The 12,353-nt window shown below is 70.0% G+C and carries 12 protein-coding genes; 8 read left to right on the top strand and 4 right to left on the bottom strand.

Features of this window, described 5'->3' with window-relative positions; all coding sequences use genetic code 11:
* The 3 genes from VFR90_RS13645 to VFR90_RS13655 all read right to left on the bottom strand — a co-directional run.
* A partial coding sequence (locus tag VFR90_RS13645; protein ID WP_326406694.1) for a branched-chain amino acid ABC transporter substrate-binding protein occupies positions 1–636 on the bottom strand: 636 nt, incomplete at its 3' end.
* Between the two features lie 198 nt (positions 637–834).
* Positions 835–1,263 (bottom strand): DNA polymerase III subunit chi, encoded by a 429-nt coding sequence (locus VFR90_RS13650; RefSeq protein ID WP_326406695.1) that lies wholly within the window; start codon positions 1,261–1,263, stop codon positions 835–837.
* Positions 1,264–1,279: 16 nt separating this feature from the next.
* The gene (locus VFR90_RS13655; RefSeq protein ID WP_326406696.1) at positions 1,280–2,749 is read right to left on the bottom strand and encodes a leucyl aminopeptidase; all 1,470 of its coding nucleotides are present in this window, start codon (positions 2,747–2,749) and stop codon (positions 1,280–1,282) included.
* A gap of 27 nt (positions 2,750–2,776) precedes the next feature.
* Here VFR90_RS13655 and lptF point away from each other — a divergent pair, with 27 nt between their 5' ends.
* From lptF to VFR90_RS13680, 5 genes are read left to right on the top strand one after another with little or no spacing between them, the layout of a single operon-like run.
* Positions 2,777–3,886 carry an LPS export ABC transporter permease LptF gene (gene lptF / locus VFR90_RS13660; RefSeq protein ID WP_326406697.1) on the top strand — a complete coding sequence of 370 codons (1,110 nt, stop codon included), beginning with the start codon at positions 2,777–2,779 and terminating at the stop codon, positions 3,884–3,886.
* Positions 3,883–5,040, top strand: coding sequence for an LPS export ABC transporter permease LptG (gene lptG, locus VFR90_RS13665; RefSeq protein WP_326406698.1), 1,158 nt, complete (start codon positions 3,883–3,885; stop codon positions 5,038–5,040). The genes lptF and lptG overlap by 4 nt, the downstream gene beginning before the upstream one ends.
* Positions 5,037–5,426 (top strand): sirohydrochlorin chelatase, encoded by a 390-nt coding sequence (locus VFR90_RS13670; RefSeq protein ID WP_326406699.1) that lies wholly within the window; start codon positions 5,037–5,039, stop codon positions 5,424–5,426. Before lptG ends, VFR90_RS13670 begins: the two co-directional genes overlap by 4 nt.
* The gene (locus VFR90_RS13675; RefSeq protein ID WP_326406700.1) at positions 5,423–6,376 is read left to right on the top strand and encodes a CysB family HTH-type transcriptional regulator; all 954 of its coding nucleotides are present in this window, start codon (positions 5,423–5,425) and stop codon (positions 6,374–6,376) included. The genes VFR90_RS13670 and VFR90_RS13675 overlap by 4 nt, the downstream gene beginning before the upstream one ends.
* Complete coding sequence (locus tag VFR90_RS13680) at positions 6,366–7,538, top strand: pyridoxal phosphate-dependent aminotransferase (protein WP_326406701.1); 1,173 nt, start codon at positions 6,366–6,368, stop codon at positions 7,536–7,538. Before VFR90_RS13675 ends, VFR90_RS13680 begins: the two co-directional genes overlap by 11 nt.
* A gap of 10 nt (positions 7,539–7,548) precedes the next feature.
* On the opposite strand, the gene VFR90_RS13685 is transcribed toward VFR90_RS13680, so the two are convergent.
* A complete protein-coding gene (locus tag VFR90_RS13685; protein WP_326406702.1) occupies positions 7,549–9,414 on the bottom strand; it encodes a hypothetical protein in 1,866 nt (621 codons plus the stop codon).
* Between the two features lie 338 nt (positions 9,415–9,752).
* Between VFR90_RS13685 and VFR90_RS13690 the strand changes: the two genes are divergently transcribed.
* Genes VFR90_RS13690 through VFR90_RS13700 form a run of 3 tightly spaced genes read left to right on the top strand, consistent with a single transcriptional unit; the run spans position 9,753 to position 12,297 of the window.
* Positions 9,753–10,472, top strand: a complete 720-nt coding sequence (locus tag VFR90_RS13690) for a histidine phosphatase family protein (RefSeq protein ID WP_326406703.1) — start codon at positions 9,753–9,755, stop codon at positions 10,470–10,472.
* Positions 10,469–11,173, top strand: a complete 705-nt coding sequence (locus VFR90_RS13695) for a Crp/Fnr family transcriptional regulator (protein WP_326406704.1) — start codon at positions 10,469–10,471, stop codon at positions 11,171–11,173. Before VFR90_RS13690 ends, VFR90_RS13695 begins: the two co-directional genes overlap by 4 nt.
* A gap of 47 nt (positions 11,174–11,220) precedes the next feature.
* Complete coding sequence (locus tag VFR90_RS13700; RefSeq protein WP_326406705.1) at positions 11,221–12,297, top strand: phosphotransferase family protein; 1,077 nt, start codon at positions 11,221–11,223, stop codon at positions 12,295–12,297.
* Positions 12,298–12,353: the final 56 nt, after the last annotated feature.

Below are 12,353 nucleotides of genomic sequence, written 5' to 3' on the forward strand. Positions count from 1 at the left end.
CAGGATGGCGGTGAAGTCGGTGGCCTTGTCGTTCGTGAACTCGCGTCCCACGGTCTTGCCGCCGGCGGCCTTCACGCCCGTCTCGAACTCGTCGGCCACGCCCTGGCCGTAGGCGGTGCGGTCGTCGATGGTGACGATCGACTTGCCCTTCAGCTCGTTGACGGCGTAGCGCCCGAGCGTGCCGCCCAGGTGCACGTCGTCGGCAACGACGCGGAAGGTGGTCTTGTAGCCCTGGCGGGTGTACTTCGGGTTGGTCGCCGACGGCGAGATCTGCGGCACGCCGGCGTCGCTGTAGATCTTGGAGGCCGGGATGGTGGTGCCGCTGTTGAGGTGGCCGATGACGCCGTTGACCTTGCTGTCCACCAGCTTCTGCGCGGCGGCGGTGCCCTGCTTGGGGTCGGCGCCGTCGTCTTCGGCGAGCAGCTCGAACTTGGCCTTCTTGCCGCCGATCGTCACGCCCTTGGCGTTGAGCTCGTCGATGGCCATGCGCGCGCCGTTCTCGTTGTCCTTGCCGAGGTGCGCGATCGCGCCGCTGAGCGGGGCGACGTGGCCGATCTTGACGACCTCTTGCGCCGACGCGGCTCCGACGCCGAGCATCAAGGCCGCTGCGGCCAGAACGTGGTGCTTGTATTGCATGTGAAAACCTCCGATTGGAAGAGTGGGTTGAGCTTGGGGTTGTTTCTCAACGGCGCGAACCTTACTCCAAGCGGCTCGAAATTCCGGCCGGGCAAGTCCCGGGGAAAACACCGTCGGCGCGGGCTCGTGCAGGCAAGGCGGGGGTATTAGCAAGCACCAGACCCGCGAGCCGGAACGACGCGGCGCGGAGCCCTGCCCTCACGCCACCTCGTGCTGAGCGATCGCGTAGCCGCGGCTTTGCAGATGCCGCCAGCGCCCTCGTCCCGACAGCCGCGCGGCTTCGTCGCGGCCCACCACCTCGAACAGGCGCTCGAAACTTTCGAAGCCCGGCGCGATCTCGGGCCCGAGGTTGACCAGCACGCGGGCCTGCGGCGCATCGACCGCACGGTCCACGAGCCATATCGGGGTGCGCAGCAGGCGCTGCGCTGGTGCGCGCCCCGCAGCGAGCCGGGCATGCGGCACGAAGGCGAGATCGTCGAAGGTCCAGAGCAGGACGTCGAGTTCCGCCAGCCGATCCGGCGTCGCGGTCACCGCGACCCGCGCGCCGCTTTCGTAGGCCTTGGCGAGCAGCCGGCAGGCATGGCGCAGCGGATCGGCGGTGCCGTGGTGGAACTGGACCTCGGTCATCGCCGCGCCGGGCGGATCAACGCGACAGCAGGTAATGCACCAGCAGCGGCACCGGCCGGCCGGTCGCGCCCTTTTGCGCGCCGGACTTCCAGGCGGTGCCGGCGATGTCTAGGTGCGCCCAGCGCAGCTTGCCGGCGAACTTGCGCAGGAACATCGCTGCGGTGATCGCGCCGCCGGCGCGCCCGCCGACGTTGCCCATGTCGGCGAAATTGCTCTTCAACGCCTCTTCGTATTCGTCGTCGAGCGGCATGCGCCAGGCCGGATCGAGCGCGCGCTCGCCGCAGGCCAGCAGTGCCTGCGCGAGCGCCTCGTCGGTGCTGAACAGGCCGCTGCGGTGGTGGCCCAGCGCGATCACGCAGGCGCCGGTGAGCGTGGCGATGTCGATGACCGCGGCGGGCTTGAAGCGCTCGGCGTAAGTCAGCGCATCGCACAGGATCAGGCGGCCTTCGGCATCGGTGTTCAGCACCTCGATCGTCTGGCCGGACATCGAGGTGACCACGTCGCCCGGCTTCACCGAACGGCCGCTGGGCATGTTCTCGCACGCCGGGATCAGGCCGACGACGTTGAGCTTCGGCTGCAGCTCGGCGAGCGTGCGGAAGACGCCCAGCACGCTGGCCGCGCCGCACATGTCGAACTTCATCTCGTCCATGTCGGGCGCGGGCTTGATCGAGATGCCGCCGGTGTCGAAGGTGATGCCCTTGCCGACCAGCACGACCGGCGCCTGCGCCTTCCTGCCCTTGTCAGGCGCGCCGTCGTAGCGCAGCACGATGAACTTCAGCGGCTCGTAGGAGCCCTGGGCGACCGCAAGGAAGGATCCCATGCCGAGCTTTTCGCAGTCCTTGCGCTCGAGCACTTCGCACTTGATGCCGCCGCGCTTGCCGAGCTTCTTCGCTTCGTCGGCGAGGAAGCTCGGCGTGCAGTGATTGGCCGGACGGTTGCCGCATTCGCGCGCGAGTTTCACGCCTTCGGCGATGGCTACGCCGCGGTCGAGGCCGGCCTGCGCGGCCTTCGCCTGCGCGCGCTCGACGATCAGGCTCAGCTTCGCGAGCTGCGGTGCCTCGGGCGCGCTCGGCTTCGTGTGGCGGTAGAGATAGACCGCGTCGCTCGCGGCGGCGACCACCGCCTCGGCATGCGCGTCGTCGCAAGGCATGCCGAGCAGCACGGCCACGTGCTTGACGCCGAGCTGCTTGACCTGCGCGAGCGCCGCGCCCACCGCCGCCTTCACCGCCTTCGCGGATGCGGCCCCGCCGCCGCTCGCCACGGCGATCACCAGCCGCTTCGCGACCAGCCCTTGCGGCTTGTGCAGCAGCACGCTGCGCCCCGGCTTCCAGGCGAGGTCGCCGGCGTCGACGACCTGCTCCAGCAGCGCTCGCAGGGCAGGGTCGGTGCCCTGCGTCGCGGCGTCTTCGGTGACGAGCCAGATCAGGGCGTCGGCCGCGGTCTGCGCGAGCTTTTCGCTCGCCGTCGCGAGAACTTTGAACTCCATAATGCTTCTCGAATTGAAGACGCGACGATGTTATTCGACACGACTTTGCGCAAGGAGCTCGGCCGCAGTTTCGGTGCGACGCTGATCGTCATCATGACCATCGTGATCACGATGTTCCTGATCCGCACGCTGGGTCAGGCCGCCGGCGGCAGCGTCGCGGCGCAGGACGTCGCCTTGCTGCTCGGCTACCTCGCGCTCGACAACCTGCCGGCGATGCTGAGCTTGTCGCTGTTCATCGCGATCGTCACGACGATGACGCGCATGTACCGCGACAGCGAGATGGTGATCTGGTTCGCCAGCGGCGTCGGCCTGTTCCGTTTCGTGCGGCCGGTGCTCGGGCTCGCGGCGCCGCTGCTGCTGATCGTGGCGGTGCTCGCGCTGTTCGTCTGGCCCTGGGGCAACCGGCAGATTGCCGAGCTGAAGGATCGCTACGAACGGCGCAGCGATGTCGCTCGAGTCGCGCCCGGTCAGTTCCAAACCTCGGCCGACGGCAAGCGCGTCTTCTTCGTCGAGCGCGACACCGGCGAAGGCCAGAGCGCGCGCAACGTCTTCGTGCTCGAGCGCAAGGCCGAGGGCGAAAGCCTCACTGCGGCGCGCAGCGGGCGCATCGAGATGCAGGGCGACCAGCGCGTCGTCGTGCTCGAGAACGGCCAGCGCAGCGAACTCGACACCAAGAACGGCGACCGCAGGCTCGCGCAGTTCGACGTCTACCGCGTCGCCGTCGGCGAGAGCGGGGGCTCCGGGCTCGACAACCTGCCGGCGAAGGCACGCAGCACCTGGGAGCTGCTGACGCAGCCGACGCCACGCCATCGTGGCGAGCTGACCTGGCGCATCGGCCTCGCGCTCGGCGGCGTCAACCTGGTGCTGCTCGGCATCGGCCTTGCGGCCGGCAACCCGCGCCGCGGCGGCAGCTGGAACCTACTGTTCGCGCTGCTCGCCTTCGTCGTCTACTACAACGTGCTGAACCTCAGCCAGACCTGGGTCAGCGCCTCGCGGCTCGACGTGCCTTCGAGCCTGCTGCTGGTGCATGGCGGCACGCTGCTGCTCGCGCTCGGCCTGCTGTACTGGCGCGATCGGGCCGCGGCGATCGGCTACGCCCCCTGGCGGCGCAAGCCGCGCAAGGCGCAGGCCTCGTGAAGACGGTGCGCCGCCTGCTGTTCGCCGACGTGCTCGGCGCGGTGGCCTTCGTGGCGATCGCCTTCCTCGCGCTCTTCTATTTCATCGACTTCGTCGACGAGATCGAAAGCGTCGGCCAGGGGCTCTACCGCATCCAGCACGCGGCGCTGTACTGCCTGCTGCTGCTGCCGGGCCACTTCTACGAGCTGTTCCCGATCGCGGTGCTGATCGGCACGATCTACGCGATGGCGCGACTCGCGCAGTCGTCGGAGTTCACGATCCTGCGCACCGCCGGGCTCGGGCCCGGGCGGGCGCTCTCGCTGCTGACGCAGCTGGGCCTCGCGTTCGCAGCGTTGACCTTCGTGGTCGGCGACTACGTCGGGCCCTACTTCGACGCCAAGGCCTCGCAGCTGCGCACCACGCTGCGCTCCGGCGGGCTGGGCGGGCAGGCGAGCAGCGGCAGCGCCTGGCTGAAGGACCGCCGCGTCGTCGAGGACGGCGACCCGCTCGGCGCCATCGCCGGCCGCGAGCCGGGCCGCGAAGTCTTCGACTCGATCTATGTCGGCAGCGTCGGCCCCGGCGGCAAGCTCGGCGACGTGCGCATCTACGAGTTCGACGCCGACGGGCGGCTGCTGCTGCAGCTTGCCGCCGCGACCGCGCAGGTCGGCGGCGATGCGTGGACGCTGCGCGACGTGCGCGTGGCCTCCTGGCAGCCCGACTCCGGCACGGCCGGCGCGCTGGCGCCCGGGCGCAGGATCGAGGAACTCACCTGGCCGACGCGGCTGTCGCCGGCGGTGGTCGGTGCGGTGGTGTCGCCGCTCAAGAGCATGTCCACCGTCAACCTGTTCCGCTACATGAATCACCTGTCGCAGAACGAGCAGGCCGCGCAGCGGCCCGAGATCCAGTTCTGGAAGAAGGCGCTTTACCCGCTGGCCTGCCTGGTGATGGTCGGGCTGGCGCTTCCCTTCGCCTACCTCCATGCGCGCTCGGGCGGCATCAGCGTCAAGGTGTTCGGCGGCATCCTGCTCGGCATCAGCTTCGTGCTGCTCAACAACGTCTCGACCCACCTCGGCTTGCTGCGCGACTGGACGCCCTGGATCGCGGCCGCCGCGCCCGGCGCGTTCTACATGCTGCTGTCGATGGCCGCCTTCAGTTGGCTGGTGCGCTTTCGATGAAGCCGCGTCACGGTCTGCTGCTGTTCGCGCACGGAGCGCGCGACGTTTCTTGGGCGCGGCCTTTCCAGGCCGTCGCGTCCATGCTGGCCGACGATGCCGAGCGGCCGGTCGCGCTCGCCTACCTCGAGCTGATGCAGCCCGACCTCGCGACCGCCGGTGCCGAACTCGTCGCGCTCGGCTGCGAGGCGATCACCGTGGTGCCGCTTTTCCTCGGCACCGGCGGCCACGTGAAGCGGGATCTGCCGAAGCTGCTCGACGAACTGCGCGCCCGCCATGCCGGCACGCGCTGGCGGCTGGCGCCGGCGATCGGCGAGGCGCCGCTCGTGATCGCCGCCATGGCCGAGGTCGCCCGCGAAGCCGCGGCAGCGTCAGACAACACCGCATGAACCTGCACCAATTCCGCTTCATCCAGGAGGCCGCGCGCCGCGACCTCAACCTGACCGAGACCGCGAAGGCGCTGCACACCTCGCAACCGGGCATCTCGAAGGCGATCCTCGAACTCGAAAGCGAGCTGGGCATCGACATCTTCGCGAGGCACGGCAAGCGCCTGAAGCGCATCACCGAGCCGGGCCGGCAGGTGCTCGCGGCCATCGAAATCATCATGCGCGAGGTCGGCAACCTCAAGCGCATCGGCGACGAGTTCAGCCAGCAGGACAGCGGCACGCTGTCGATCGCGACAACCCACACGCAGGCGCGCTACGTGCTGCCGGGGCCGGTCGCGGCACTGCGCCGGCGCTGGCCGAAGGTGTCGATCAGCCTGCACCAGGGCAACCCGGAGCAGGTCGCGCAGATGCTGATCGACGAGACCGCGGACATCGGCCTCGCGACCGAGTCGCTCAGCGACTTCGAATCGCTGGTGACCTTGCGCTGCTACGAGTGGCAGCACATGCTGGTGATGCCGACGACGCACCCGCTCGCCGGCGAGGCGCGGCTCACGCTCGAGCAGCTGGGCCGCGAGCCACTGATCTCCTACCACCCGTCGTTCACCGGCCGCACCCGCATCGACCAGGCCTTCGCGGCGCGCTCGCTGAAGCCGACGATCGTGCTCGAGGCGATCGACTCCGACGTGATCAAGACCTACGTCAAGCTCGGCCTCGGCGTCGGCATCGTCGCCGAGATGGCGGTGCGCGACGACGCGGCCTTCGCCCCGGGCGGCGAGCTGGTCGCGCGGCCCGCGGGGCAGCTCTTCGGCAACAACGTCGCGCGGCTCGCACTCAAGCGCGGCGCCTACCTGCGCAGCTTCGTCTACGGCTTCGCCGAGTTGATCTCCGAGCGCCTGACCCGCAGCCTGATCGACCGCGCGATGCAGGGCGGCGGCGAACACTATGAACTCTGAAACCTTCACGTTGCCGCCGAGCCGGCTGCCCAAGGTGGGCATCACGATCTTCACCGTGATGTCGGCGCTGGCGCAGCAGCACGACGCGGTCAATCTCGGCCAGGGCTTTCCCGACTTCGACTGCGATCCGCGCCTCCTCGACGCGGTGCACCGCGCGATGCGCGCCGGCCACAACCAGTACCCGCCGATGGCCGGCGTGCCGACGTTGCGCGAGGCGGTGGCGGCGAAGATGGCCGCGCTCTACGCACGGCACTACGACGCGGCGAACGAGATCACGATCACGGCCGGCGCGACGCAGGCGATCCTCACCGCGATCCTGGCGCTCGTGCATCCGGGCGACGAGGTGATCGTGCTCGAGCCCTGCTACGACAGCTATGCGCCGAACATCGAGCTCGCCGGCGGCACGGTGGTGCGCGTGCCGCTTGGGCCGGGCCGCTTCCGGCCGGACTTCGACCGGCTCGCCGCCGCGCTGGGCCCGCGCACGCGGATGCTGATCGTCAACACGCCGCACAACCCGAGCGCCACGGTCTGGACGGTCGACGAGATGCAGCGCCTTGCCGCCCTGCTGCGCGGCACCGATGTCATCGTGCTCTCGGACGAGGTCTACGAGCACATGGTCTTCGACGGCCGCGCCCATCAGAGCGTCGCTCGCCACGGCGAGCTGGCCGAGCGCAGCATCGTCGTCTCCAGCTTCGGCAAGACCTTCCACGTCACGGGCTGGAAGGTGGGCTACGTGGCCGCGCCGGCGGCGCTGACGGCCGAGTTCCGCAAGGTCCACCAGTTCAACGTGTTCACCGTCAACACGCCGATGCAGCACGCGCTCGCCGAGTATCTGGCCGACCCCGCGCCCTATGCAGAGCTGCCGGCCTTCTATGGCGCCAAACGGGACCACTTCCGCGCCGGCCTCGCCGGCAGCGGCTTCGAGCTCTTGCCCAGCGAAGGCAGCTACTTCCAGTGCGTCGATTACTCGAAGCTCGCCGCCCACGCCGAACGCAGCGAAGCCGACTTCTGCCGCTGGTTGACCACCGAGGCCGGCGTCGCGGCGATCCCGCTGTCGGCGTTCTACGAAGGCGGCTTCGAGCAACGCACGGTGCGCTTCTGTTTCGCGAAGAAGATCGAAACGCTCGATCGCGCGCTCGATCGGCTGCGCGCGGCGCTCTGAGACGCAGCGTTCAGCTGCGCGGCGGCTCGGGCCGTGCCGGCGGATCGTCGAGCGTGAAGTCGATTTCGAGCGGCTTGTGCACGTCGGGCTGCGCCGGCATCGAGCTGGTCGCAAGCAGGCGCTCGAAAACCGCGGGCGCCGGTGCGACGTCGTCGCCGATCGGCAGCATCACGTCGACCGGCGGTTCGTCGGCATGCTGATCGGAGACGTCGCGCGCGATCGAGTAAAGCAGCATCAGCTCGCGATAGGCCGGCAGGTCGAAGCTGTCGTCCCCGACCGGATCGGGCCCCGAATCCTCGGCACGCACCAGCGTCGCCTGCAAGACCTCGCGCGCGCGCTGCGGCGTGACCCACAGCGATTCGAGCCGGCCCATCACGCTCGGGTACTCGTCGAGCGTACGGCCGCCTTGCAGATCCGTCTCCCACGACGGCGCGTAGGCGTTGAAGCGGCTGTTGAAGCGCTCGCGCAGTTTCTCGTAATCGCTGCGCTCGCCGCGGCGCTTGTAGATCTCGAGCAGCTTCAGGTAGGGCAGCGGGCTGGTGCCGGCGGTGCTGCGCAGATGTGTCATCAGCAGATCGATCGCCGCATCGTCCTGACCCAGCACGATGAAGAACTCGGCCTGCTGCTCGAGGTCGATCAGTTCCTCGACCGAGACTTCACGCTTCTGAGCCTCGGGCACCAGCGGCTTGACCGCCGCGTCGAGCGGCGCGTGGCCGCTGTTCAGCAGCGCCGGCATCGTCGACATCGTGCCGGCGCGTGTCAGGGCGAGCGTGTCGTCGAAGCCTTCCTCGTTCGGCTTGCTGACCCAGGCCTTGAGCGTCGGTACCGGCGCGAACGCGGCGGTTTCGGCGGAGGTCGCGGGCGCTTGTTCGGTGGCCGGCCCGTCGGCCGGCGTGGCCGCGGCTTGCAGCAGCCAACCCTGCGCCTCGCGCTCGGCACTGCGCTGGCGCCACAGCCAGATCACCGCGCCGAGCAGCAAGGCCGCGAGCGCAGCGAGCGCATAGAGCAAGGGATTGCCGAGCTGTTCACCCTCGGCACGCTGCACGCGCGCCTGCAGGCTGGCGATCGTCTGCTGCGTCGCGGCGTCCTGCGCCCGCAGCTTCTTCATCGTCGCCTCGAGTTCATCGACGCGCGCCTGGGCCGAAGCGGCCGCTGCGGCGGCCGCGCTGGCTGCCTGTTCGGCGGCGGCAATGCTGGCGGCCGCGGCTTCCGCGGCGGCATTGGATGGCGCTGCCCCGGCGGGCACCGACGCCGCCGGCGCAGCGGACGACGGCGCGGCCGCGCCCACGCGGGCGCCGGCTTCGAGCGGCGCCAGCCGCAGCCGTGCTGTCTCGCCGGCCGGCGCACGTGCCGCCGGTCGCGGCGGGCGCGGGGCGGCGGCGACACCGGTCGAAGGCTGCGCAGGGCGACGCCGCACCGCGGGGCGCGTCGGCGCGATGGGTGCGGACGCCGGCTCGGCCGTCGGCGCGGCGGCCAACGCGCCCTGCGGGTTCTCGTCGCGCGGCGCACCCGGGACGACGCCCGCACCCTCGCCCGCGACGGCAGGTGCCGCGGCAACCGCAGGCGAAGGCGGGTTGAACAGCGGCGGATCCGCAAGCAGCGTGAAGCGACGCACCACCTTCGCGGCGCAGCCGACCGAGATTTCGACCGAGACGATCGGCTCGTCGACGCGCGTCGTCGTCGCAAGCAACATCGTGCGTTCGAGCGCGCCGGGGGCGGCCGGCTGGAGCCGCAGCGTCGTCGTGCCGGGTTGCTGGAGGTTGTCGGCGAAAGAGACCTGGGCCGAGAGGCATTCGGGCGGCAGGTCTTCGTTGGGCTCGAGCCGCAACGGCACGCTGAGCTGCAGCGGCTGTCCGAGCGTCGCGGTGGTGGGCAAGCGCCCGAAGCCCACCGCCCATGAAGCCTGGGCCGCCACCCCGAGCGCACAGGCCCACAAGATGCTTCGTGCGCTCTTCACCATGGTGATCCTCGGTCCCTCCTCGGGCACTCTAGCATGGCCCCCCGCGGCTTCCGGAGCCGCGCGGGGCCTCGATCGACGTCGATTCAGGGGGCGCAAAGCGCGGCGCGGCGCGGGTTCGCAGCCATGAGGCGGCGCCGGCTCGCATGCCAGAATTTGTGGCCGTCTGCGCGCTGACGATGTCGACACCTCCGCTCCCTGCCCTTGATGCAGATGCCGCCGATGCAGCGCGCGGCAGGCGTCGCCGCGTTTACCTGATGCGTCACGGCTCGGTCGACTACTTCGACGCCACGGGCAAACCCTTGCCGCCCGACGCGGTGCCCCTGAATGCGACCGGCCAGCTTCAGGCCGACGCCGCCGGCGCCTTGTTCGCCGAACGCGGCGTGCGTTTCGATGCGGTCGTTGCCAGCGGCCTGCCCCGCACGTTGCAGACCGCCGAGCGCGCGCTCGCGGCGGCCGGCCAGCGGCTCGTGCCGCAGATCGAGCCCGCCTGGCAGGAGATCCGCGGCGGCCGGCTCGCGGACCTGGCCGAGGACCAGATCGAGCACGCCTTCCTCGGCGCCTTTCGCGCGCAACAGGATGTCGAGGCGCATCGCTTCCTTGGCGGCGAAAGCATCGGCGAGCTGCTCGACCGCGTGCTGCCGCCGTGGCTGGCCTGGTGCGAGCGCAGCGACTGGCGCTGCCTGCTGCTGGTGCTGCACGGCGGCGTCAACCGCGCTCTGCTGTCGCATGCGCTATGCGGCCAGCGGGCCTTCTTCGGCCGGCTCGAGCAGAACCCGGCTTGCATCAACGTGCTCGACGTCGATGGCCCCGACAGCATCGTCGTGCGCGCGGTCAACCTCGCCCCGACGCAATGGCTGCATGAACTCGAACGGCTCACCACGATGGAAAAACTGTTGGCCGAATACCGCCGGCGCGATGCCGCGACGCCTTCGCTGACCGAGCGCGCCGGCGCGGCAACCGCTGGCCCGCGATGAGCTCCGAAACCCTCACCGTCGCCGAGCGCGACAACATCGAGCACGGCCCCTGGTTCGCGAAGCTGTCGAGCGGCCTTCGCAGCGCGATCCTCGGGCGCGCGAGCGTGCGCCGTGTCAAGGACAGCACGCTGCTCACCACGCGCGGCTCGCAGGCCGACGAATGGTGCGGCGTCGCCAGGGGCGCGGTGCGGGTGAGCTCGGTGTCGCTGTCGGGCAAGCAGGTGACGCTCACCTATTGCGAGCCCGGCACATGGTTCGGCGACACCGCGCTGTTCGACGGCCTGCCGCGCACCCACGACGCCAACGCACACGGCGAGACCACGCTGCTCGTCGTGCGCAAGCCCGACTTCAAGGAGCTGCTGAGCCAGCATCCCGAGCTTTACGAAGCGCTGCTGCGGCTGCATTGCCGCCGCCTGCGGCTGCTCTACAACGTGATCGAGGACCTCAACACCCGCCCGCTGGCCGCGCGGCTCGCGAAGCAGCTGCTGCTGCTCGCGCGCAGCTACGGCATCGCGCAGGGCGAGGAGATCCGCATCGGCCTGCAGCTGGCGCAGGAAGACCTCGCGCAGCTGCTCGGCGCCTCGCGACAGCGGGTCAACCAAGAACTGAAGGGCTTCGAGCGCGACGGCGCGGTGCGCGTCGAGCCGACGCGGCTGGTGGTGCTGTCGCGCGACAAGCTGCTGGCGATCGCCACCCGCTGAGCGCGGGCCGGCCGGCGCGGTACGCACGGCAACCGAGAGGACATCCGATGGAAGCCTATTCCGGCACCAAGGCCGTGGCGGCTGCGCAGGCCTTCGACGTCGCCGCGCTCGAAGCGCATCTCGCGCGGCACCTCGAAGGCTTCGAAGGGCCGCTCGCGGTCGAGCAGTTCAAGGGCGGGCAGTCGAACCCGACCTTCAAGCTCGTGACACCCGCGCGCAGCTACGTGATGCGCAGCAAGCCCGGGCCGGTGGCGAAGCTGCTGCCGTCGGCGCATGCGATCGAGCGCGAGTTCGCGGTGATGCAGGGTCTCGCCGGCAGCGAGGTGCCGGTCGCCCGGATGCTGCTGTTGTGCGAGGACGAATCGATCATCGGCCGCGCCTTCTACCTCATGGAGTTCGTCGAGGGCCGCGTGCTGTGGGAGCAGTCGCTGCCCGGCCTGAGCCCTGCCGAGCGCGGAAAGATCTACGACGAGATGAACCGCGTGATCGCGGCGCTGCACCGCGTGGACTTCGCCGCGCGCGGACTGTCCCAGTACGGCAAGCCCGGCAACTACTTCGAGCGCCAGATCGGCCGCTGGACCAAGCAGTACCAGGCGTCCATCACCGTGCCCAACCCGGCGATGGACGCGCTGATCGAATGGCTGCCGGCGCACATCCCAGGGAGCGCGCGCGACGCGGCGCAAACGAGCATCGTCCACGGCGACTTCCGCCTCGACAACCTCATCTTCCACCCGCGTGAGCCGCGCGTGCTCGCGGTGCTCGACTGGGAGCTGTCGACGCTTGGCCATCCGCTGGCCGACTTCAGCTACCACTGCATGAGCTGGCACATCCCGCCGGGCGCGTTCCGCGGCATCGGCGGACTCGACCTCGCCTCGCTCGGCATCCCCAGCGAGGCCGACTACATCGCGCGCTACTGCGAACGCACGGCGCGCAGCCCTGACGCGCTGGTGACTGATTGGAGCTTCTACCTCGCCTACAACCTGTTCCGCATGGCCGGCATCCTGCAAGGCATCGCGAAGCGGGTCGAAGACGGCACCGCGGCGAGCGAGCAGGCGAAGCAGGCCGGTGCCGGTGCGAGGCCGCTCGCCGAGATGGGTTGGGCCATCGCGCAGAAGATGGGTTGAACATCGGCCGCGTCGACCAAAGCAGAGCGGCAGCAGCCGCCTTCAAAGGAGCCCCG

Origin of the sequence: Methylibium sp., assembly GCF_035762065.1 — a bacterium.
Classification (GTDB): Bacteria; Pseudomonadota; Gammaproteobacteria; order Burkholderiales; family Burkholderiaceae_C; genus Methylibium.